The sequence below is a fragment of the Bailinhaonella thermotolerans genome (assembly GCF_003594875.1).
Taxonomy (GTDB): domain Bacteria; phylum Actinomycetota; class Actinomycetes; order Streptosporangiales; family Streptosporangiaceae; genus Bailinhaonella; species Bailinhaonella thermotolerans.
Map to the genome: position 1 here is coordinate 284,767 of NZ_QZEY01000007.1, position 22,362 is coordinate 307,128.

The 22,362-nt window shown below is 72.7% G+C and carries 19 protein-coding genes and 1 riboswitch; of the genes, 5 read left to right on the plus strand and 14 right to left on the minus strand.

Features of this window, described 5'->3' with window-relative positions; translation table 11 throughout:
• Nucleotides 1-110: 110 nt before the first annotated feature.
• From D5H75_RS20495 to D5H75_RS20530, 8 genes are all read right to left on the minus strand, one after another.
• Nucleotides 111-2,342, minus strand: coding sequence for a terpene synthase family protein (locus D5H75_RS20495; RefSeq protein ID WP_119928097.1), 2,232 nt, complete (start codon nucleotides 2,340-2,342; stop codon nucleotides 111-113).
• Nucleotides 2,343-2,656: 314 nt separating this feature from the next.
• Nucleotides 2,657-3,799 carry a glycosyltransferase family 4 protein gene (locus tag D5H75_RS20500; RefSeq protein ID WP_119928098.1) on the minus strand — a complete coding sequence of 381 codons (1,143 nt, stop codon included), beginning with the start codon at nucleotides 3,797-3,799 and terminating at the stop codon, nucleotides 2,657-2,659.
• A complete protein-coding gene (locus D5H75_RS20505; RefSeq protein ID WP_242454386.1) occupies nucleotides 3,796-5,064 on the minus strand; it encodes a M48 family metallopeptidase in 1,269 nt (422 codons plus the stop codon). Before D5H75_RS20505 ends, D5H75_RS20500 begins: the two co-directional genes overlap by 4 nt.
• A complete protein-coding gene (locus D5H75_RS20510; protein ID WP_147425226.1) occupies nucleotides 5,061-6,002 on the minus strand; it encodes a hypothetical protein in 942 nt (313 codons plus the stop codon). Before D5H75_RS20510 ends, D5H75_RS20505 begins: the two co-directional genes overlap by 4 nt.
• Before the next feature lie 129 nt (nucleotides 6,003-6,131).
• Nucleotides 6,132-6,755, minus strand: coding sequence for a C40 family peptidase (locus tag D5H75_RS20515; protein WP_242454387.1), 624 nt, complete (start codon nucleotides 6,753-6,755; stop codon nucleotides 6,132-6,134).
• Between the two features lie 55 nt (nucleotides 6,756-6,810).
• A riboswitch (cyclic di-AMP (ydaO/yuaA leader) is annotated at nucleotides 6,811-6,956 on the minus strand.
• Nucleotides 6,957-7,574: 618 nt separating this feature from the next.
• Nucleotides 7,575-8,591: a C40 family peptidase gene (locus D5H75_RS20520; protein WP_242454388.1), complete on the minus strand. Its 1,017-nt coding sequence runs from the start codon at nucleotides 8,589-8,591 to the stop codon at nucleotides 7,575-7,577.
• A gap of 202 nt (nucleotides 8,592-8,793) precedes the next feature.
• Nucleotides 8,794-8,985 (minus strand): hypothetical protein, encoded by a 192-nt coding sequence (locus D5H75_RS20525; RefSeq protein WP_202638332.1) that lies wholly within the window; start codon nucleotides 8,983-8,985, stop codon nucleotides 8,794-8,796.
• A 77-nt stretch (nucleotides 8,986-9,062) separates the two neighbouring features.
• Nucleotides 9,063-10,400: an NYN domain-containing protein gene (locus D5H75_RS20530; protein ID WP_242454389.1), complete on the minus strand. Its 1,338-nt coding sequence runs from the start codon at nucleotides 10,398-10,400 to the stop codon at nucleotides 9,063-9,065.
• A gap of 183 nt (nucleotides 10,401-10,583) precedes the next feature.
• On the opposite strand from D5H75_RS20530, the gene D5H75_RS20535 reads away from it, so the two are divergent.
• Nucleotides 10,584-11,693, plus strand: a complete 1,110-nt coding sequence (locus tag D5H75_RS20535; RefSeq protein WP_119928103.1) for a phosphotransferase family protein — start codon at nucleotides 10,584-10,586, stop codon at nucleotides 11,691-11,693.
• A 115-nt stretch (nucleotides 11,694-11,808) separates the two neighbouring features.
• Nucleotides 11,809-13,533 (plus strand): DEDD exonuclease domain-containing protein, encoded by a 1,725-nt coding sequence (locus D5H75_RS20540; protein ID WP_119928104.1) that lies wholly within the window; start codon nucleotides 11,809-11,811, stop codon nucleotides 13,531-13,533.
• Between the two features lie 148 nt (nucleotides 13,534-13,681).
• Here D5H75_RS20540 and qcrB read toward each other — a convergent pair whose 3' ends face one another.
• Genes qcrB through ctaE form a run of 4 tightly spaced genes read right to left on the minus strand, consistent with a single transcriptional unit; the run spans nucleotide 13,682 to nucleotide 17,919 of the window.
• Nucleotides 13,682-15,340, minus strand: coding sequence for a cytochrome bc1 complex cytochrome b subunit (gene qcrB, locus D5H75_RS20545; protein WP_119928105.1), 1,659 nt, complete (start codon nucleotides 15,338-15,340; stop codon nucleotides 13,682-13,684).
• Nucleotides 15,337-16,416 (minus strand): cytochrome bc1 complex Rieske iron-sulfur subunit, encoded by a 1,080-nt coding sequence (gene qcrA, locus D5H75_RS20550; protein WP_119928106.1) that lies wholly within the window; start codon nucleotides 16,414-16,416, stop codon nucleotides 15,337-15,339. The genes qcrB and qcrA overlap by 4 nt, the downstream gene beginning before the upstream one ends.
• A complete protein-coding gene (gene qcrC / locus D5H75_RS20555; protein WP_119928107.1) occupies nucleotides 16,409-17,257 on the minus strand; it encodes a cytochrome bc1 complex diheme cytochrome c subunit in 849 nt (282 codons plus the stop codon). The genes qcrA and qcrC overlap by 8 nt, the downstream gene beginning before the upstream one ends.
• Complete coding sequence (ctaE, locus tag D5H75_RS20560; RefSeq protein WP_479688596.1) at nucleotides 17,254-17,919, minus strand: aa3-type cytochrome oxidase subunit III; 666 nt, start codon at nucleotides 17,917-17,919, stop codon at nucleotides 17,254-17,256. Before ctaE ends, qcrC begins: the two co-directional genes overlap by 4 nt.
• A gap of 127 nt (nucleotides 17,920-18,046) precedes the next feature.
• Between ctaE and D5H75_RS20565 the strand changes: the two genes are divergently transcribed.
• On the plus strand, nucleotides 18,047-18,463 hold the full coding sequence (locus D5H75_RS20565; protein ID WP_119928109.1) for a response regulator: 417 nt from the start codon (nucleotides 18,047-18,049) through the stop codon (nucleotides 18,461-18,463).
• A 32-nt stretch (nucleotides 18,464-18,495) separates the two neighbouring features.
• Nucleotides 18,496-19,536: an anthranilate phosphoribosyltransferase gene (gene trpD, locus D5H75_RS20570; RefSeq protein ID WP_119928110.1), complete on the plus strand. Its 1,041-nt coding sequence runs from the start codon at nucleotides 18,496-18,498 to the stop codon at nucleotides 19,534-19,536.
• 389 nt (nucleotides 19,537-19,925) lie between these two features.
• On the opposite strand, the gene D5H75_RS20575 is transcribed toward trpD, so the two are convergent.
• Nucleotides 19,926-20,213 (minus strand): Lrp/AsnC family transcriptional regulator, encoded by a 288-nt coding sequence (locus D5H75_RS20575; protein WP_119928111.1) that lies wholly within the window; start codon nucleotides 20,211-20,213, stop codon nucleotides 19,926-19,928.
• A gap of 275 nt (nucleotides 20,214-20,488) precedes the next feature.
• On the opposite strand from D5H75_RS20575, the gene D5H75_RS20580 reads away from it, so the two are divergent.
• Nucleotides 20,489-20,785, plus strand: coding sequence for a hypothetical protein (locus D5H75_RS20580; RefSeq protein ID WP_119928112.1), 297 nt, complete (start codon nucleotides 20,489-20,491; stop codon nucleotides 20,783-20,785).
• Between the two features lie 255 nt (nucleotides 20,786-21,040).
• On the opposite strand, the gene D5H75_RS20585 is transcribed toward D5H75_RS20580, so the two are convergent.
• Nucleotides 21,041-22,297: a L,D-transpeptidase gene (locus D5H75_RS20585; protein ID WP_242454400.1), complete on the minus strand. Its 1,257-nt coding sequence runs from the start codon at nucleotides 22,295-22,297 to the stop codon at nucleotides 21,041-21,043.
• Nucleotides 22,298-22,362 lie beyond the last annotated feature (65 nt).

The following is a 22,362-nucleotide window of genomic DNA, read 5'->3' on the forward strand; positions in this document are numbered from 1 at the left end:
CCGCGCCGCCCCCTGCCATACCGCGCCGTACCGCGCCGTACCCTGCCGTGACGTAGCGCCGGCCGTGCCGTAGCGCCGGCGTGGCCGTACGGCTCGCGCCGGCGGCCGGCTCAGGCGCGGGAGACGGCCGGGGCGAGGCGGGCGGCGGAGGTGCCGAGGCCGGAGGGGCGCGTGAGCAGGCCCTCCCGGTCGCGGCGGAGCGCGGCCTCGGTGTAGCGGGCGCACCTGCGGTGCCACTCCAGGATCCCCGACATCCAGTTCTTCAGCCGCTCGGCGTGCCGGGTGAGGATCTCGCGCACGGACGGGTCGAGGTCGTGCTCGTCGAACATCGCGGGCAGCTCCTCGGCCACGATGTGCTGGAACTGCCGCATGCGCGCCGTCATCAGGTCCGCCACCACGTCACGGGCCCGCCAGCGGTCCACGCCGAGGAAGTTCTCGATCACCAGCACCAGGTTGTGCATCTCGCCCTCGAACTCGATCTCCTTCTGGTAGGAGAACAGGTCGTTGGTGAAGCAGGCGTAGTCCTGGGCCGCCGTCTCCAGCTCCCGCATCGTGCGCGTGAGGTACAGCTCCTCGGGCACCTCGTCCCAGTGCGCCAGCCGGGCCAGCCCCATGGTCATGTCCGAGCCGAACGTGCGGCGGCGCATCTCGACGTAGTCGATCGGGTCCGGGATCCGGTTGGCCGCCTGGTTGGCCAGCTCCCACAGCCAGCTCTCGGTCATCGTCTCCACCGCCGCGCGGAAGCGCCGCCGCGCCCCCTCGGGCATCGGCCCCGCCGTACGCCGCCACAGGTCGGCCAGGCCGCGCTCGATCGCGTTGGCCGGGACGGGGGTCTCCCCGGCGTCCAGCGGCATGAAGGCGGGCAGCCGGTCGGTGCAGGCCTTGGCCGCGGCCAGGTCCCGCGTGGCGCCGAAGACCACCGGGTAGAAGTCGTCGCCGTAGGTGCCCCAGGTCAGCCAGTCGGCCGACAGGTTCAGCCCCGCCGGGTCGGCGTCCGGGTGGATCATGGCCGCGCAGTGCGCGAGGTCGATCTCCCGCATGCGCCGCTCGTCCCAGACGCCGCCCAGCTCCATGCCGGGCACCGCGTCGAACATGCCCATCTCCCGCGCCCACTCCACGCAGTGCTCCCGCGCGGCCCCGAGGTGGGGGCTCATGCGGATGGGGTACGGCATGAGCGGCTCGCCCGGCGGCAGGTGGCCCACCGGCCGGAACGGCACGAAGGCGTGCTGCCGCAGCCGCCGCTCCAGGCCGAGCCGGCCCGGGGTGATCACGGCGGCGGAGGTGCCCAGCCCCGTCGGGCCGCCCAGCACGACCTCCGGCGAGGCGCTGGGGATGATCCCCTGGTTCATGTACCGGCTGGAGCGCGCGTGCCACTCGTGGCCGCCGGCCTGCCAGTCCTGCAGGCCCTTGGCGTACGCCGTCACGGCCGCGGCCGCGGCCTCGCCGGGCGGGGCGGCGCGCTCGGCGAGCAGCGCGGGCACCTCGGTCAGCGCGGTGTGCTCGAACTGCTGAAGCCGCGAGGTGAGCAGGTCGTTGACCAGCTCGGCGGCCTCCTGGGTGGGGCAGCCGAAGAACGTCTCGAAGACCAGCACGGCGTTGGAGTTCTCGCCCTCCTGGCGCACCTCCCGCTCGTAGGAGAACAGGTCGTTGCGCAGGTGGACGGCGTCGGAGAAGGTGTCGGTCAGCACCTCCAGCGGGCGCGTGCCGGCCAGGGACGCGGGGACCTCCCCGCCCACGGCGTACTCGACCAGGTTGGCCGACCAGGGGGCGCCGCCGACGCGGCGCCGCATCTGGACGTATTCGATGGGGTTGGCGATCCGGCCCCGGTCGATGTTGTCCAGCTCCCACATCGACTCGACCATCAGGTTGCGCGTGCTGCGCCGGAACCGCCGCCGCCAGTCCGCCGACATCGCCGGGACCGTGCGCGCCCACAGGTCCCTGAGCCCGGCCTCGGCGGGGTTGCGGGGTTCGGGGGGCTCCTCGCCCTCCTCGGTCATGAACGACTCCAGCCGGTCCAGGTGGGCCCGCGCCCCGGCCAGGTCCCGGGAGTACTTGAACAGCTCCAGGAAGTGGTCGTCGAAGAAGAACACCCAGACGTACCAGTCGGTGATCAGGTCCAGGGTGGGGCCGTCGCAGTCGGGATGGGTGTAGGCGCACATGAGCGCGTAGTCCATCCGGTCGAGCGCCTCCTGATCCCAGACCAGGCCGCCGCCGGGCTTGGGGGTGTCCAGCATCCCCATCTCGCGGGCCCAGGCGGAGCTGTGCTCGCGGGCCCGCTCCACGTGGGGGTTGAGGCGGGCGGGATACGGCAGGTAGAAGTCGGGCAACACGAAAGCCTGCATGGGGGGTGCCTACTCTCTCGGGCCGAACGTCTTCCTCTCACTATCGGTAATCACCCTGACACTTCTCGTTGCCCCCGGCAACACCCCGCCCCTTCTCTCCCTCCCACCCCGCCGCGAGGCCCCGCCGGCCCCTCCCCCTTCGCGCCGATCCTGCGGTTTTGGGCACCCGGGGCGTCCGGCGGGGAGGGGCCGAGGCCGCGCGGAGGCGGACGGGAGCCGGGATGACGCGAGCGGCTCCGAGCGGGAGCCGGGCACACGGCCGGACGGGGACGCGCGAAAGCCGCGCGGAAGCCGGGCGGGGACGAGCGGCCGGGTCAGGCGGGGCGGTCGCCGGTGGGGTGGGCGGTCAGCAGGCCGGCGAAGCGGGCGGCGACCAGGTCCCAGTCCCACTCGGCCTCGATCCAGGCGCGGCCCCGGGCGCCCATCGCGCGGGCGCGGCCGGGGTCCCCGAGCAGGCCGGTCAGGGCGCGGGCGACCGCGGGCGGGGAGGCCCCCTCCACCACGAGGCCCGTCTCGCCCGGGATCACGGCGTCGGGGGCGCCGCCGGAGTCCCCCGCGACCACCGGCAGGCCGCAGGCGGACGCCTCCAGGTAGACGATGCCCAGGCCCTCCACGTCGATCCCGCCCAGGCGGGTGCGGCACGGCATGGCGAACACGTCCCCGGCGTCGAAGTGCGCGGGCAGTTCCTCCCACGGCACCGGGCCGGTGAACCGCACCGACGCGGTCACGCCGAGGGAGGACGCCAGGCGCTCCAGCGACGGGCGGTACGGCCCGCCGCCGACCAGCAGCAACGCCGCGTCCGGCACCGCCTGCAGCACCCGCGGCCAGGCTCGCAGCAGCGTGTCCTGGCCCTTGCGCGGCACCAGCCGGGACACGCACACCACCACCGGCCGGTCCGCCAGCCCCAGCCGCGCCCGCACCTCCGCGCCGCCGCAGCCGGGCCGGAACACGCCGGTGTCCACCCCGGGGGCCAGTCGCGTCAGCCGGGCCGCCGCCCGCGGGGACAGCGCCCGCGCCAGCCGCGCCCGGGTGTACTCGCCCAGATAGGTCAGCACGTCCACGCCGTCGCCGATGCGCCGCAGGAGCCCCCGGGACAGCGGCAGGGACGCCCAGGAGGCCTCGTGGCCGTGGGTGAGGCCCAGGCGGCGGCTCACCGGGAGCGAGGGCGCGAGCAGGCCCAGCGGGGCCGCCGCGCCGAAGACCACCCCGTCACAGCCCTCCGCCCGCGCGATCTCGGCCGCGCGCCGCCGCACCGACGGCACCGGCACCATCAGCGAGGACGAGTGCCGGATCACGGGGTACGGCTGCGCCGCGTCGAACCGGGCCGCCCCCTCCCACGCCGGGGCGTACACCACGACCGACCCCGGCGGGCGCCGTACGGCCAGGGCGTGCACGAAGGCCTGGATGCCGCCGGGCCGGGGCGGGAAGTCGTTGGTGACGAAGAGAGTCTTGATCACGGCTCCGGCAGCTTGTGCAGGCGTGCCCACGAACGCGCCGCGGCGATGCGCTGCGCGGCCGTGGGATGCGAGGAATAGACCGCATATTCGATCATATTCGGGGACAGGTCGGACAGGTTGCTCGTCGCCAGCCTGCGCTGCATCGCGACGAACGTGCGCGGGTCGCGGGTGAGGCCCAGCGCGTGCGCGTCGGCCCGCGCCTCGATGGCCCGGCTGACGAGGTTCTGCGCCGGGCCGCCCAGCGTGGTCCCGAGCGTGATCAGCCCCACCAGGAGCGCCGCCGCGCGCGGATCCCCCGCCCCGGCCCGCAGCGCCGTACGGCGGCGCAGCCGCGGCGAGGTCGTCAGCAGGTACAGCAGGCAGGCCCCGCAGGCGACGCCCAGGCCGCCCACGAGCGTGCCGTAGAGCACGTCGCCGCGCTTGGCGTGCCCCAGCTCGTGCGCCGCGATCAGCCGGATCTCGGCGGGCGAGGCGCTCTTGAGCAGCGTGTCGTAGACGACGATGCGGCGCGTCGCCCCGAAGCCGGACACGTAGGCGTTGAGCGCGGTCGTCCGGCGGGAGGCGTCGGCCACCAGCACGTCGGTCACCGGCACGCCGTCGGTCCGCGCCAGCTTGAGCAGGTCGTCGCGCAGGGCGGAGGCCGGCATGGGCCGGAACTCGTTGAACACCGGCTCCACGACCACCGGGTAGACGAACGAGACCGCCAGCGTGAACGCGAACCCGCCCAGCGCCGCCGGCAGCCACCACCTCCGGGGGAACCGCCGCGCGAGCGCGACCACGGCCAGCACCAGGAGCGCGGTCAGCAGCGTGCCCACCACGAAGTTCTTGAACCGGTCGATCGACCAGCTCCACCAGGTCTGCGTGGACAGGCCGAAGGCGCGCTGCTCTATCTCCGACCACACGCCGAGCGGGATCGTCAGCACCTCCGACACCGCCGCCACCAGGAAGGTGCCGGTCACCACGCGGACGGGCCGGGGCCCGCGCAGCCGGGCCAGCACCCGCGCCCCGACCGGCGTCAGCACCAGGACGAGCGCGAGCACCAGGGACAGCCCCAGCGAGATGTACGCCGGGGGACTGATCGCCGCGTCGAACGCCGCCGAGCGCGCCAGCTCCGCCGCCGAGAAGTCCCGCGCCGGGTCGGGCGTCACCCCTGGCGCGTCCGCGGGCAGGGCGCGCCAGGGCGTCGTCCAGGCCACCACCGCGGCCAGCAGGGCCACCAGCGCCGCCAGCGCCCCGAGCGCGACCGCGCGGTCGCGCCGGCTCACCACAGGGTCGCCGTCAGGTGCTCCCGCCACAGCCGGGTGAGCTCCGGGGTGCCGATCCCCAGCACCCTCCGCAGCGTCGTCTCCGAGGGGTCCCGGGCCATCTGGCCGTACAGCCTGACCAGCACCGTCTCCCCCCACCTGTCGGCGATCATCCTGCACGCGAGCCACGCCTCCTCGTACGCCTGGGGCAGCCGTGCGGCGTGCGCCTCGAACGCCGCGCGCCCGGGCAGCCGCTCCGGCGACCGGCCCGCCCGCACCTCCTCGGCGAGCTCGCGGGCGGCGACCGGCACCGGGATACCCGCGTCACGGTATCCGACGTAGTCGGCGAACCCCTCCAGCAACCAGCCGGGCAGCGACGGCGTGTTGGCCGCGCGGGTGGCGACGTGGGCCAATTCGTGCCGCAGCACCACGCGCCGCCCGGCCGGGGACAGCCGCCCGAACGGGCCGGGGGCGAGGACGACGCGGTCCCCGCCCGAGGCGATCGCCGCGAACTCCCCCGCCTGGGTCCCGGCCAGGGCCGAGGCGTGGTCCCGGTCGCGGGCGAGGAACAGCACGACCCGCCGGGGCCACTCGCCCCACACGCGGCTCACCGCGTCGATGCCCGGCTCGACCTCGGCCGCGATCTCGCGCAGCAGCGACTCCGGCTCGCCGACCAGGACGGCCCGCGCGGTGGTCACCACCGCCGGGCGCGGCCCTCCCGCCGCGGTGTACGCCCGCAGGGCCTCCTCGGCGGCTCCGGGGGCCGTCGCCGGCGCCGGGGGCGGCACGGCGTGCGGGGGGTCGAACCGGGGGCCGGGGTCCGCGGCGCGGCGGACGGCCACGGGGGCGGCCTCGGGCCGGGGCGTGCCGGCCAGCGCCGGGGCCTTCGGGGCGCCCGCCGCGGGGAGCACGATCAGCGCCGTGAGCATGCCGATCACGAGCGCGCGCCGCCGTTCCATGAACACCGATGGTAGCCAGAACGGCCCCGCTTCCCGAGCGGGGAAGCGGGGCCGTTTCACGGACCGGGTCCGCGGGCTCCTGGAGGCGGCGCGGAGGAGCGCCGGGCGCGGGGCGTGCCCGCGGGCCTGTCAGTAGCCCGGGCGGACCGCGCCGTTGAAGCTGCGCTTGCGGTAACCGCCCAGCTTCTCCTTGCGCACCTTCTTGCCGGAGCTGGGCGAGTGGATGTAGTAGCCCTTGCCCACGTAGATGCCGACGTGGCCGTCACCGCGGAAGAACATCAGGTCGCCGGGCTGGAGGTTCTTCCAGGAGACCTTCTTCTTGACGCCGCGGTGCTGGGCGTAGGTGGTCCGGGGGAGCTTGACCCCGGCCTTGCGCCAGACGTACTGCGCCAGGCCGGAGCAGTCGAAGGCGTTGGGGCCGCTGGCGCCGTACCGGTACGGGTCGCCGATCTGGGCGTAGGCCGAGCGGACGGCCTTGGCGGCCTTGGCGCGCTGCTTGGCGGCCCGGCTGAGCTTCTTCTTGGCCGCCGGCTTCTTGGCGGGCGCGGCGGCCGGCTTCTTGGACTGCTCGGCCGGCTTGGCGGGGGCCTCGGCGCCGGTGTACGACCACACGGTCGGGGGCGGGACGGACCCGGTGACCACGGACTCGGTGGCGGCCGTGGCGGGAGCGGGGGCCTTGGCCTGCGCGGGGGAGATCCCGAGGAGGGCGACACCTCCCGAGACCGTCAGACTGAGCGCTGCGCCGCCCAGCACGAAGCGGGCACGGCGGGACTGGGGGGTTTCACGCGAGGTAGACAGAACGAATCCTTTGTTCTTCCGCTTACGCCTACCGGGTTAGCTGACGGGTTCGGGCAGGGAAGGCGCCCTACGACGCGACGCGTCGATTCACCCCAGGTGCATGGTGGGTCCCCGGCTCCGTGCCTCCTGACTGCACGGACTCGGCAGGTCACCCGGGCGGCCTCCGGCTCGCACCGCCGCGTGCCGCGGGTGACTCCTTATTCAGATGTGGTTCGCTGGGTGCCATAACGTACAGATGTGATCAAGGAAGGGCAAAAGCGAAGGCAAAGAACGATCACCTTTAAGATCGCGGACCTACGATGCCGCACCCTCCTGTGCAGCGGGTTCCCTTTCACGATGTGAACCAGCTCACATTTTCCGCGGAACCTGAAACGCGGGGCTTCTCCACCGCCCCGGATCCCTCGCCCCGCCTCCACCCGCCGGACCCGGATCAGGGCCGGTCCGGCACCGGATCAGGGCCGGTCAGCGCCCCGCGCGGGAACGGCGGAGCCCCGCCCTGCCGTACGGCGGAGCGGGGCGGCCCGCAGGCGGGTCGCAGGGCGGAGCGGGAGGCCGTCGCGGCGGGGCCCGCGGGGAGCCCCGCCGCGCGGAGAGCCCTGACGCCCGCTGAGAGTGCTGACGCGCGCTGAGAGTGCTTAGAGAGTGCCGGGAGTGCTTGAGTGCCGGGACGCGCGACGCGGGCCCCCAGGCCCAGGAGACCCCCCGCGAGCCGGAAGCGGCACGCGAAGGGCCGTACGGCTCACGCGGGAGCCGTACGGCGGGCCTCGCGGGGGCTCAGGGGCGGATGGCGCCGAGGAAGCGGCCCATGCCGTACTGGGAGAGGGTGACGACCTTCACGACGTCGCCGGTGCGCGGGGCGTGGACCATCTTGCCGTCGCCGGCGTACATGCCCACGTGGCCCAGGCCCTTGTTGAAGAGCAGGTCGCCGGGCTCCAGCGCGTCCATGGGGACGCGGCGGGACGCGCCCCAGGCCCACTGCTGGGTGGTGGTGCGGGGCAGGGAGACGCCGCCCTTGGCCCAGGACGCCTGAGTGAGGCCGGAGCAGTCCCAGGAGTCGGGGCCGGTGCCGCCGTAGCGGTAGGGCTTGCCGATCTGCGCGTAGGCGAAGTCCAGCGCGGCCCTGGCGTTGCCCGAGGCGGGCCCGGTGTACTTCTGGCCGGGGCTGTTCGGGTCCCCGGGGTTGAGCGGGCCCAGCTTGCGGAGCAGCTTGAGCTGCTCCTTGATGGCGCGCTCGACGGTGGCCTTCTGCCCGCCGAGCTCCCTGCGCGCCTCCGCCGCGGTCTTGAGGGCCGCCTGGGCCTCCTCGCGCTGCTCGCGCAGACCCTTCAGGGCCTCCTCGTAGGCGGCCACGGACGCCGCGCGCCCGTCGGACAGGTGGGTCAGCGTCGCCGCCGACCCGAGCATGGCCTCGGGGTCGCCGCCCACGACGAGCCCGGGCATGGTGAGGACCGCGCCGCCCTGATACGCCGAGACGGCCAGCGTGACCGCCTGGGCGCGGAAGGCCTCCGCGCGCTCCTCCTCGGCCGCCAGCCTCTTGCCGATCTTGTCCGCCTTGGCCTTGGCGGACTTCCATTTGGAGTTGGCGGCGTTGTAGCGGTCGACGAGCACGTCGACCTGGTCGTTGAGCTTCTCCAGCTTGGCCTTGACCTGCTTGATCGTCGGCTTGGGCTCTGCTCCTGCCGCTCCGGCGGGGATCACCAGGGCGGCGGCCAGCCCGAGCCCGACCAGCGCTCGGGCGGCGAGCCCGCCCCGGGCGCGGTGGAACAGACGGTGGGCGCCGCGGAATGCCACTGGGACGAACGCTCCCTCTCGTACATGTCGCCTGCGCGACCATCGACATCGACAGATGGCGCGAAACAACAGACCTGGGGCGAGACAGTACTGAAGGGACAAGGTCCCAGCAAGCGATTCGCCCTGATCCGCCGGACTTATCCTGACCGGCCCGGACCACCGCGGAGCCCGGGCGCCGTCACGGCGACACGAGAGGGTGGCGCTACGAGGCCCGCGCCTCGGGCAGCGCCAGCCGCAGCGGGGGCACCATGCCCACCTCGGCCAGCGCGTCCAGCGCCCGCAGCTCCCCCTCCCCCAGCTCGAACGGCCGCCGGCCGAAGGTCAGCACCACGGGCACGACGCAGTCGCCGCAGCCCAGGTCGCGCAGCTCACACCGGGCACAGTCGATGACCATCGCTCCTCCTCGGTAACGCGGCGTCATCACTCCCGGACGTTACGAGGCCCCACCGACATTTCGCGGCGCGGCGGGGATCAGGCGCGGCTCAGCCGTTTCAGGAGGAGGGTGGAGGGGACGGGGCGGGCGCCGTCGCGGCGGACGGAGTCGGCGACCTCGCGGTCGGCGGAGAAGACCACGACCGGGCGGCCCTGGGGCTCGGCGCGGACGAGCTCGCGGATGAGGTCGTCGGCGGTCTGGCCGGGGGCGCTGAAGCGCACGCGGACGCCGCGCGGGGCCGGGACGGACACGGGGGCGCCCAGCTCGGCGCCGTCCCACACGCACGTGACCTCGGCGCGGATCTGGGTGGCCAGCGCCGACAGCCCGGTCAGCAGGCGGGCGCGCTGGTCGGCGAGGGTCAGGTGGGGGTACCCCGTCTTGGTCACGTTGTAGCCGTCCACGATGAGGTGGACCTGGGGCAGGGCGAGGAGCTGGTCCAGCAGCGCCGGGTCGTCGTCGGACAGCGCCCGGGCCGGGATGCCGCGCACGCCCGGCGACTCGGGCGAGATCGCCTCCACGCTGTCCGCGGGCCGCGTGATGCTCGTGGGCAGGGCCAGCTCGCGCCGCAGGCCGGCGGCGGCCTCCTGGAGCGTGTCGAGCAGCACGCGCAGCCGGGCGTCCTCCAGCGAGCGCTCCCCGCGGGCGACCCTGCGGCCGGACTCCAGTTGCCGCTCGGCGTCGGCCAGCCGCTCGCGCAGCCGCCGCAGCTCCGACTCGGTCGCCCCGGCGGCGGTGGCCGCCGCGGCCCGCTCGGCGGTGACCTGCTGGAGCAGGTCCTCCCGGTCGCGCTCCGCCGCGCGCGCCCGCTCGCGGGCCTCGTGCAGCTTGCGGCGCAGCTCGGCGTTCTCGGCCCGGGCCGACCGAAGCTGCTCGCGCAGCCGTTCGGTGTCCTCCTTCAGCGCGGCCTTGGCGGCGGCGAGCTGCTCGCGCAGCCGGGCCGCGGCCTCCTCCGCCGCGTTGCCCTCGGCGACCGCCGCCGCCCGGTCCAGGTCGGCGCGGGCCACCTCGACCGTGTCCTGCCACCCGGCCGGCCGTACGAGGTAGGCGGCGGAGGCGAGCACGACCGGGTCGGCGGCGGCCGGGAGCCTGCCCTCGCGCAGGGCGGCGACCAGCTCGGGAGAGCCGGCCTCCAGGGCCTCGGCCACGCGCTCGCGGAAGTCCTTGTCGGCTTCGAGCTGGGCGGCCAGGTGCGGGGCCGCGAGGCGGGCCCGCCGCCGCGGCTCGAACCTGGCGAACGGCTTCAGCGTGGCGGGGAGCTGCTCGGCGGGCAGGGTGCCCAGGGCCTGGGCGGCCAGTTCCACGACGTGCTGGCGAACCGCCTCGGGCAGAGGGCGGTCAAGTCCATCGGGGGAAGAATTCATCAGATATCTGGTCACGTCGCAGGAACATGGGTCTCACATACACGCTCGTACCCCAAGCTGCCCAAATCCATGACAAGAGCACCATGAGGTCCCGCTAACTGTACGGCCAGCAGGCATGCAACGTTACTGTCCAGCCCTCGTGGACAAGCGCTTGCTAGGGGTGTACCACTGTCACAGGTCCCGTGAGCGGAGGTCCCCATGAGCGCGCCAGGCGAGGAACGGCTCCGGACGAGCACGCGGGATCTGTCGGTCCTGCGCGGTCAGGTCGAGGACTGGCTGCGGGGCCGGCTGCCCGGCGCGAGCGGCGTCACGGTGTCCGAGCCGGAACAGCCCGGCGGCAACGGGATGTCCAGCGAGACGCTCATGTTCACCGCCTCCTGGACCGAGGCGGGGACCCCGCGCACCGTGGAGTGCGTGGCCCGGCTCGCCCCCGCCGAGGAGGCCGTGCCGGTCTTCCCGGCCTACGACCTGGGGAGGCAGTTCCGGCTGATGCGGCTGGCGCGCGAGCGGGCGGGGGTGCCCGCGCCGCGCGCGCTGTGGTTCGAGACCGACCCGCGCCACCTGGGCACGCCGTTCTTCGTGATGGAGCGCGAGCGCGGCCTCGTCCCGCCCGACGTGCTGCCGTACACCTTCGAGGGCTGGCTGCTCGACGCCTCCCCCGCCGAGCGCGCGCTCCTCCAGCGCGAGTCCGTGGCCATCCTCGCCCGCCTGCACGACGCGCCGTACGCCGACGGGGAGCTGGCCTTCCTCGGCCCGGCCGACCACGCGCTGCGCCGCCACGTGGACGAGCAGCGCGCCTACTACCGGTGGGCGCACGCCGAGCGGCCCATCCCGGTCCTGGAGCGCGCCTTCGCCTGGCTGGAGGACCACTGGCCGGAGGACCCCGGTACGGCGGTGCTGAACTGGGGCGACGCGCGCATCGGGAACGTCATCTACCGCGACTTCCGCCCGGCCGCCGTGCTGGACTGGGAGATGGCCGCGCTGGCGCCGCGCGAGGTGGACCTGGCCTGGATGACCTTCCTGCACCGGTTCTTCCAGGACATCGCCGAGGCCCTGGGCCTGCCCGGCCTGCCGGACTTCATGCGCCCGTCCGACGTCTGCGCGCAGTACGCCGAGATGACCGGGTACGAGCCGCGCGACCTGCGGTTCTACGAGATGTACGCGGCGCTGCGGCACGGGGTCATCATGGGCCGGGTCTGGCGGCGGCGGGTGCGCTTCGGCGAGCAGCCCGAGCCCGAGGACCCCGACGACCTGGTCATGCACCGGGCCACGATCGAGCGCATGCTCGACGGCCGCTACTGGGCCTGACCTCGCCCGGCCCGTGACCGGCACGGCGCCCGCGACCCGGCCGTGGCCGTACCGTGCCCGTATCGCGTCCGGCCGCTCGGGAAACTGTCGGTGGCGGCCTCTAGGGTCGGGCAGCGTGGTGGCTGTTCAGGGGACCTTCGACGAGCTCGGCACCCCGCTCGCGGAGGTGACGTTCGTCGTCTTCGACCTGGAGACGACGGGCGGGTCGGCCGCCGACAACGCCATCACCGAGATCGGCGCGGTCAAGGTCAGGGCCGGCGAGATCCTGGGCGACTTCGGCACGCTCGTGGACCCCGGCGGGCCGATCCCGCCGTTCATCAGCGTGCTCACCGGCATCACCGACGCGATGGTGATGGCCGCCCCCAAGATCGGCGAGGTGCTGCCGGCGTTCCTGGAGTTCATCCGGGGGGCGGTGCTGGTCGCCCACAACGCCCCCTTCGACATGGGCTTCCTCAAGGCCGCCTGCGCCGCGCACGGCTACCCGCCCCCCGCCAACCCGGTCGTGGACACCGCCGACCTGGCCCGGCGGCTGCTCAGCCGCGACGAGGTGCCCAACTGCAAGCTCTCCACCCTGGCGCGGGTGTTCCGCTCCTCCACCGAGCCGTGCCACCGCGCGCTCGCCGACGCCCGCGCCACGACCGACGTGCTCCACGCCCTGATCGAGCGGGTCGGCTCCTTCGACGTGCACACCCTGGAGGAGCTCAAGGGCTTCGTCCGGGCCCCCACCCCCGAGCAGCGGCGCAAGCGCCACCTGGCCGACGGCGTGCCCGCGAGGCCGGGGGTCTACGTCTTCGAGGACGAGCGCGGCGAGGCGCTCTACGTCGGCAAGAGCACCAACCTGCGCAACCGCGTGCGCTCCTACTTCACCGCCTCCGAGACCCGGCCCCGCGTCCGCGAGATGGTCGGCATCGCCGAGCGGGTGCGCACGATCGTGTGCGCCACCGCCCTGGAGGCCGAGGTCCGCGAGCTGCGCCTGATCGCCGCGGCCAAGCCCCGCTACAACCGCCGCTCCCGCTTCCCCGAGAAGGCCGTCTGGCTCAAGCTCACGACCGAGGTGTTCCCCCGCCTGTCGATCGTGCGCGAGGTCAAGGACGACGGCGCGGCCTACCTGGGGCCCTTCGGCAGCGGCCGGGCCGCCGAGGACGCCCGCGCGGCGCTCCACGAGGCCGTGCCGCTGCGCCGCTGCAACGACCGCCTCTCCCCGCGCCGGCCGACCCCCGCGTGCGCCCTGCACGAGCTCGGCCGCTGCGGCGCCCCCTGCGAGGGCCGCGAGACCCCCGAGGCCTACTCCGAGCACGTCCGGGCCGCCCGCGCGGCCATGGAGACCGACGTGCGCCCCGTGGCGGCGGCCGTGCAGACCCGGATCGACCGGCTGTCGGCCGAGCTGCGTTACGAGGAGGCCGCGGCCGAGCGGGACCGGCTGGCCGCGTTCGTGCGCGCCGCCGCCCGCATGCAGCGGCTGGTGTCGCTGACCCGGCTGCCGGAGTTCGTCGCCGCCAGTCCCACCTTCGACGGCGGCTGGGACATCCACGTGGTGCGCCACGGGCGGCTCGCGGCCGCCGGCACCATGCCGCGCGGCGCCCACCCGGTCCCGTTCGTGGACGCGCTGGTGGCCACCGCCGAGACCGTCGTCCCCGGCCCCGGCCCCACCCCGGCCGCGACCGCCGAGGAGACCGAGTGCGTGCTGCGCTGGCTCGACACGCCCGGCGTGCGCCTGGTCCGCCTCGACGAGGGCTGGAGCCAGCCCGTCCACGGCGCCGAGCGCCTGCGGGCCCGCATCGAGCGCGCCTACGCCTCCCCCGGCCCCCGCAGCCCCCGCGAAGGCCGCCCCCTGCGCTGACCCGCCCGGCCCCGCGCACGCCGTACGGCGCGGGCGCGAGCCGTACATCCGGGACGCGGGCCCGGGAACGGCGAAGCCCCCGGCGGATGATCCGCCAGGGGCCTGCCGGTGGCGTCGGAGCCTTCGGTTTCCGGTCAGTCGCGGCCGGTCAGTGCCGGGTGATCCCCTTCTGGGGCTCGCCCGCCAGGACCTCGCCGTGCTGCTCGCCGTGGCCGTCGTGGTGCTCCTCCAGGGGCACGTCGTCGGCCGTGTAGGCGTGGTTGAGCTTCACGCGCATCTTGCCCATGAGACCGCGCATGCCCGGCGCGGGCACCCCGCCCTCGTCGGCCGTGGTGTCCGGGAAGCGCTGGATCTCCTTCTTGCCCTTGATGTGCTCGGCCATCGGCTCGGAGGCCGGGGCGTGCACCTCGATGAACTCGCCGTTGGGCAGCCGCTTGATCACGCCGGTCTCCACGCCGTGGCCGATCACGTCGGCGTCGCGGCGCTGGAGGCCGATGCAGATCCGGTACGTGATGATGTACGCGAGCACCGGGCCCAGGAAGATCATCACGCGGCCGAAGTAGGTCGTCGCGTTCAGCGAGATGTGGAAGTTGGCCGCGATCTCGTCGTTCGCGCCCAGCAGCCACAGCAGGCCGTAGAAGGTGACGCCCGCCATGCCGATGGAGGTGCGGACCGGCGCGTTGCGCGGGCGGTCGCACAGGTGGTGCTCACGGTTGTCCCCGGTGATCCACCGTTCGACGAACGGGTAGACGCCCAGGCCGGTGAAGATCAACCCCAGTGGCACCAGCGCGGGGATCAGCACGCTGAGCGGCAGTGTGTAGTCGCTCGCGATGTTGATCTCCCAGGGCACCATGATGCGCAGGGAGCCTTCCAGGAAGCCCATGTACCAGTCGGGCTGCGATCCCGCCGAGATGTCCGCCGGCGTGTACGGCCCGAACGCCCAGATCGGGTTGATCTGGAAGAACGCGCCGAGAAGCGCGATCACGCCGAAGGTGAACAGGAAGAACGCGCCGCCCTTGGCCATGAAGGCCGGGTAGAAGGGCGCGCCGACCACGTTCTTCTCGGTACGGCCCTTGCCCGGCATCTGCGTGTGCTTCTGCACCCACATCAGGATCAGGTGGGCCGTGACCAGCCCGAGCAGGATGCCCGGGATGAGCAGGATGTGGATCGTGAAGAACCTGGAGATGATGTCCTCGCCGGGGTACTCCCCGCCGAAGAGGAAGAACTGGATGTACGTGCCCACCAGCGGCAGCGACACGATCACGCCCTGGGTGATGCGCAGACCGGCGCCGGAGAGCAGGTCGTCCGGCAGCGAGTAGCCGGTGAGGCCCTCGAACAGCGCCAGCGTGAGCAGGCCCAGGCCGATGAGCCAGTTCAGCTCACGCGGCTTGCGGTACGCCCCGGTGAAGAACACCCGGAGCATGTGGATCATCATCGACGCGACGAAGAGCAGCGCCGCCCAGTGGTGCATCTGCCGCATGAGCAGGCCGCCGCGCACCTCGAACGAGATGTGCAGCGACGACTCGTAGGCGGCGCTCATCATGACGCCCTTGAGCGGCTCGTACGACCCGTCGTAGACGACGTGCTCCATGCTCGGCTTGAACCAGAGCGTCAGGAACGTACCGGTCAGCAGCAGGATGATGAACGAGTAGAGCGCGATCTCGCCCAGCAGGAACGACCAGTGGTCGGGGAAGACCTTGCGCAGGTTGCGCTTGAGGAAGTCCCCGGTCGGGATCCGCTCCTCGATGAACTTCAGGGGTCCATCGGCCGCTTTGGGAAGTTCGGGCTTGACAGTCGGCTGACTCATGCCTTCTCTCCTTCACGGACCTTCTTCTCGGCGTCGCCGCGCTCCCAGAAGCTGGGCCCGACGGGCACCTCGAAGTCGCTCAGCGCGATGAGGTAGCCCTCGTTGTCCACGCCGATCGGAAGCTGCGGCAGCGGCCGGGCGGCGGGGCCGAAGACGACCTCGGCGCCGCGGGTCGCGTCGAAGGTGGACTGGTGGCACGGGCAGAGGATGTGGTGCGTCGTCTGCTCGTACAGCGCCGCCGGGCAGCCCACGTGGGTGCAGATCTTGGAGTAGGCCACGATGCCGTTGACCGTCCAGTTCTCCACCTTGGTCGGCGGCTGGATCTCCTCGGGCCGGAGCTTGATGAGGATCAGCGTCGCCTTGGCCAGGGCGTTCATGTCGTGCTCGTAGCCGTGCGGGACGACGGACAGGATGCCGCCCGGCGAGTTGAAGTCCGCCGCGCGGATCGGCTGCCCCGTGCCCTCGACGACCAGGCGCAGGCCCTTCTTCCACACCGTGTGCCGCAGCGCGGTCTTCGGCATGGGGCCCAGGTCGCGCAGCAGCACGATCGGGAGCAGGCCCAGCGGGGCGGCCGCCAGCAGCAGCGTGCGGCGCACGAGCTTGAAGCGGCCGAGACCGCTCTGCTGCGCGCCGTCGATGATGATCTGGTTCAGCTCGGACCGCTGCTCCGGCGAGGGAGCCAGGACCTTCCGCTTCTCGGTGATCTCGTACTTCGGCATGATGCCGCGCACCCACAGGGTGATGCCGACGGCCAGGCCGAGCAGCGCCAGGGCGAGCGTGCCGCCCAGGGTCGCGTTCGAGACCGCGGTGCTGTCCAGGTCGCCGACCTGGAAGACCACGTAGGAGACGATGAAGCCGATGCCCGCGAGGAACGTGATCAGGAAGGACAGCGCGATGTACTTCTCGGTACGGCGCGCCTTGTCCGGGTCCTGGACGTAGATGCCCGGGGCCTCACGCGACTCGTCGATCTGCTCCCCGTGGACGAGGTACCCGCCCTCGGAGGGCGGGGTCCCCAGGATGCGCTTGGGAACCCGCTCTTCGCCCGGCTCGTTGATGTCGTTGGTGTTGTCAGTCATGCTGCTTCCGCTTCGCGGTGATCCACATGGCGGCGAGGACCAGGAGAACGATGCCGACCAGCCATGCCGCGAGGCCCTCGGTGACGGGGCCGATGCGACCGAGTCCGAAGCCGCCCGGGTCGGTCTGCTCGCGGACGCCCACGATGTAGGCGATCATGTCGCGCTTCTGCTCGGGCGTGATCGTGGTGTCGTTGAACACCGGCATCGCCTGAGGTCCGGTGACCATCGCCTCGTAGATCTGCTCGGGCGTGGCCTCGTTCAGGTTCGGCGCGTACTTGCCGCGCGTCAGCGCACCGCCCGCGCCCACCCAGTTGTGGCACTGGATGCAGTTGGCGCGGAACAGCTCGCCGCCGCGGGCCTGGTTGCCCTTGGCCGGGTCGACCATGTCCCGCGAGGGAACGGCCGGCCCGCCGCCGAGGGAGTCGACGTAGGCCGAGACCTGGCGGATGGTGTCCGCGTTGACCCAGGCCGGGACGTTCTTGCGCGGCATCTGGGCGCCCGGGTTCGCCGCGGGCATGCGCCCGGTGCTCATCTGGAAGTCCACGGCCGCGGCGCCGACGCCGACCAGGGTCGGGGCCTGCGGCGTGCCCTCGCCGTTGAGCCCGTGGCAGCTCGCGCAGCTCGCCTCGAACAGCTTCTTGCCGGCGGCCACGTCGTCGGCCGCCTTCGTCGAGACGGCGCTGTTGGCCTCGGCGCGGTCGCCACCGGGCGCTATCACGGCATAAACCCCGCCGATGAGGGCGAGGGCCAGAAGGAGGACGGCGTATCTCGCGAGGGGATGCCGCCGCCGCGCCGCCGCCCCCCTGTGGAACCTACTCACAGAGTTCCCCGTTCGGGTCATCGGATGATGTAAATGGTCGCGAAGAGGCCGATCCAGACAACGTCAACGAAGTGCCAGTAATAGGACACCACGATCGCGCTGGTCGCCTGCTCGTGGGTGAAGCGCTTCGCGGCGTACGTGCGTCCCAGCATGAAGAGGAACGCGATCAGCCCTCCGGTCACGTGCAGACCGTGAAAGCCCGTGGTCAGGTAGAAGACCGAACCGTACGCCCCAGAGGAGAGCGTGGTGCCCTCGTGCGCCAGTTCGCTGTACTCGTACAGCTGGCCGCCGATGAAGAAGGCGCCCATGAGGAAGCTGACGATGTACCAGAACCGAAGCTTCCCGACCTGACCCTTTTCGGCCGCCCACACGCCCATCTGGCACGTCACACTGGACAGGACCAGGACAATCGTGTTGAACGTCGCGAACGGGATGTTGAGGTGCGCGTCCGGCCACGGCATGCCGCGGCCGATGCTCACCGACCGGATGGTGAAGTACACCGCGAACAGCGCCGCGAAGAACATGAGCTCAGAGGACAGCCAGACAATCGTCCCCACGCTGACCAGGTTCGGCCTGCGGGACGAGTGCGGTGTCGTCGTCGTAACTGCGGATGCTGTCGCCACGTGCAGCATTATTGCGTCAACCCATGCCGGGATGCCGCGCGACCCCCCGCTTGGGCGCATCACGGTCAGGACACGTCTCGACAAGCAGGGCATTTCACGTCAAACCGCGTACTGCCCTGACCCTACATCGTCGGCGACCGGTAGCATCCGGAGTGACCGACCCGGCCGACGACTGGATTGCCACGAGATGACCGAGCGCAGCGACGAAACGATGAGGGTTCTCGTCTACAGCGACGACGCCAGCACCCGCGCCAAGGTGCGGATGGCGATCGGGCGCAGGCCCGCGGCCGACGTGCCGCTCGTCGAGGTGGTCGAGTGCGCGACCGAGCCCGCGGTGTTCAAGCACCTGGAGTCCGGCTCGATCGACGTCGCGGTCCTCGACGGCGAGGCCGTGCCCGCCGGCGGCATGGGCGTCTGCCGCCAGGCCAAGGACGAGATCTACCGCTGCCCGCCGGTGTGCCTGCTCATCGCGCGCCGCGACGACCGCTGGCTCGCCAACTGGTCCCGCGCCGACGCCGTCGTCGCCCAGCCGCTCGACCCGATCGTGCTGGCCGAGAACGTCGCCGAGCTGCTCCGCCGCCGGGCCGCCCTGCCCGCCGGGTAAAAACCGCCCCCCGCATCGCCCAGGAGATCTACATGGACGCGCGCACCACCTGGCCCGCGTTGCTGACCGCCCTGCTCTCGGGGGAGTCCCTCAGCGCGGACGAGACCGCCTGGGCGATGAACGAGATCATGTCCGGGGTCGCGACGCCCGCCCAGATCGCGGGCTTCGCCGTCGCGCTGCGCGCGAAGGGCGAGACGGTGGCGGAGATCACCGGCCTGGCCAAGGGCATGCTCGACCACGCGACCCCCATCTCGATCTCCGGCCGCCTCGTGGACGTCGTGGGCACCGGCGGTGACCGGGCTCACACTGTGAACGTCAGCACAATGGCCGCCATCGTCGCCGCCGCGGCGGGCTCGAAGATGGTCAAGTACGGCAACCGCGCGGCCTCCTCGGCCTGCGGGAGCGCCGACGTGCTGGAGCGGCTGGGCGTCGCGATCGACCTGCCCCCGGAGCGCACCGCGCAGGTCGCCGAGGAGGTGGGGATCACCTTCTGCTTCGCGCCGATCTTCCACCCCTCGTTCCGGCACGCCGGGCCTCCCCGCCGCGAGCTGGGCGTCCCCACGTTCTTCAACTTCCTGGGCCCGCTGACCAACCCGGCCAGGCCGTCCGCCCAGGCCATCGGCGTGTTCGACGAGCGCATGGCCGGGGTCGTCGCCGGCGTCTTCGCCGACCGCGGGGTGTCGGCGCTGGTCTTCCGGGGCGACGACGGCCTCGACGAGCTGACCACCACCACGACCTCCTCGGTCTGGGTGGTCCGCGACGGCACGTCCACCCGCACCACCTTCGACCCGGCCGACCTCGGCATCCCGCGTTCCACCCCGGACGCCCTGCGCGGCGGCGACGCCGACTACAACGCCCAGGTCGTCCGCGACGTCATGGCCGGCGCCGAGGGCCCCGTGCGTGACGCCGTGCTCCTCAACGCGGCCGCCGCGCTCGTCGCCGACGCCACCCCGGACGGCGACCTCACCGAGGCCCTGCGCGCCCAGTACGCCCGGGCGGCCGAGGCCGTCGACTCCGGCAGGGCCACCGCCCTGCTCGACCGCTGGATCGAGCGCAGCCGCTCGCTCCGCTGAGCCTCTCCCCCGCCCAGGTCACGCGGCTCCCGCCCGGCGTCGCGTGACCGTCCCGGCCTGGGCGTGCGCGCCCGCATGCCGTACGGCTCGCGCCGGGCCCGGCCTTGATCCCACCCCGGCGGCCACGCCCACTCCCCGCGCCGTCCCTCGGCCGGCCGCGGCGGGGACGCGCTTCCTCCCCCCTGCCCCACGCGCCCCGACGCCGCGCAAGGCCGTACACAAGCCGCACAGGAGCGCGGGCGCCCCAAAGGGACCGGGAACACCAGGAGTGACGCGAAAGGCCCCCTGGAGCGTCCAGGAGACGCCAGGAGGCCTCGGCGAGCCCGCCCCTCCCCCGGGTCCGGCGGCGGGCCGGCAGGCGGGCGGGCGCGGTGAACGGAGACGCGCGATCAGTCGGCGTCGGGGAGGCCGATCGAGAAGGCGGCGTCGAGGTCGTGCTTGGAGTAGGCCCGGAAGGCGATGTGCGTCTCGGTGTGGAGGACGCCGGGGACCTTGTTGAGGCGGGCCGGGACGACCTCGGCGATCTGCTCGTAGCGGGGGACCCGGACCATGGCCAGCAGGTCGTAGTCGCCGGTGATGGAGTAGACCTCGCTCACGCCCTCGAGTTCCGCGATCGTCTGCGCGACCTCGGGGATCTGCGCCACGTCCGTCTTGATGTGCACGATCGCGGTGACCACGCTGTCCTCCCAGGATCGTCCTGATCGCTTGCTTCTGGCGGAAGTGTAACCAGTGGGACCGGTTCGCCGCGCGGCGGAGGGCGCCGGGCACTTTTTCCGGTTGTGGTGGGACGGCGCGGATTATTGCCCCGTCAGTGGGCATTGCTGATGTTGCGCGATGATCAGGCGGATTCCTCAACCCCTGCCTTGGTTGTGGGGATTCGTCCGCGCGGGGACGGCCCGCGCGCCGCGGCCGGGCCGTCCTGCCAATCGACAGACAATCGGGGGATTGAAGAATGCTCAGGAAGATCGCGATCACGGCGGCCGCGGCGGCCGCCCTCGGAGGCGTCGGACTGGCGTCGCCCGCCCTGGCCGGGCCCTGGCCCGGGCACTACTCGTCCAGCCACAACGAGTGGTCCTACAAGAACGTCGTGAAGAAGGACCGCGACATCCAGACCAACAAGCAGATCGCGCCGATCCAGATCTGCAACGTCGACCTCGACATCCTCGCCGAGCTGCTGGCGATCGGGAACAGCTACGACAACGGCAGCCACTGCGTCAACGGTTCCGTCCAGATCATCGGCGGCCGCTGACCGGGGGACCTGGGGAAGGGGCCGGGCGACCGGCCCCTTTTCTCGTGCCCTGCCCCCGCTCCACCGCCCCTCGCTCCCACGCGAGGCCCCCGCCCGTGCCGTACGGCCGGCCGCCCGCGTCCGCCGTACGCCGGGCGTGGCGTGCCGCCGTACGGCGTCCACGTCCGGAGCCCCCGCGCTCAGGTCAGGGGAACGGCGAACGGCCCGCCTCCGGAGAGGCGGGCCGTTCGCTCGCGTGTGCGGGACCGGGCGGGCTCAGGCGCCCGGGCTGCCGGTGGCGGTGGGCGTCGCGATGGTGTCGGAGCGCTCCGGGGTCTTCTCGGGCGTGGGGGTGACGTTGTCGCCGGGCTTGACGCTGGTCTTCAGCGCGCTGCCCTTCACCCAGTTCTTCCAGGAGATCTCCCAGTGCGCCCAGCCGTTCATGTGCTCCAGGGGGCGTCTGGTCCCGGTCACGTTGATCGGGTCGCCGCGGAGCGTGGTGTTCATGAACCACTTGGCGTTCTCGGTGCTGGCGTTGATGCAGCCGTGGCTGACGTTCGCCCGCCCCTGGGAGCCCACCGACCAGGGCGCGCCGTGGACGTACTCACCGCTGTCGGAGAACTTGACGGTGTAGTAGACGTCGAGGCGGTAGTAGTCGGGGCAGCCCTTGGGGCAGCCGAGCGTGCTGGAGTCCATGACCACGTGGTAGGACTTCTCCATCGCCAGGTGCTTGCCGTTCGTGGTGATCCACTTGTACTTGGCGCCGCTGCCCGCGCTGATCGGGATCTTGCGGATGACCTTGCCGTCGCGCTTGACGGTCATGTAGTGCGAGCGGGTGTCCACGGTGCTGATCTGCGACCGGCCGACCTTGAACTCGCGCACGTAGTCCTTGGTGGCGTAGGTGCCCTTGGCCCCCCGCACCCCGGCCAGGTGCGCCATGAACTTGACCTTGGTGTTCTTCGGCCAGTAGTGCTTGGTCCGGAAGTCCACCCGCTGGTTGTCGAACCAGTGCCAGGCGCCCTCGACCGGCTTGGACATCTGCACCTCGAGCGCCTTCTCGACCTCGGCGCGGTTGTGCACCGGGGCGTCGAAGCGCACCATGATCGGCATCCCGACGCCGACCGTCTCGCCCTGCGAGGGCGTGATGTCGGCGATGCCGAAGGTCTTGCTCGGCTTGAGCGTGCTGAAGGTGCTGGTGACCTCGGTGGTCTTGCCGGCCTCGTTCACCGCGGTGGCGGTGACGGTGTACGTCGAGGAGGGGTGGAGGTTCCACTCGCTGCGCCAGCGCGTCTTGTCGTCGCTCATCAGGCCGCCCTTCTTGGCGCCCTTGCCCTGGACCTTGACGCTCTGCAGCCTGCCGCCCTGGGCCGACACGGTGATGCCCTTGTCGGGAAGCACCTTTTTGGCGCCGTTGACCGGGGCTATCGCGACCGTCGCCGGCGCGGGTTCCTTCTTGACCGGACCGATGCCGCCCCCGCCGGACTTGCCGCCGCCCCCTGAGCACGCGGACAGCAGCAGTGGGATCCCCGCCACTGCGGCCAAGAGCCGGATCGTCCGCTTGCTCCGGACGCCTTTACGCACCGTCGTCCTCCTGTCAG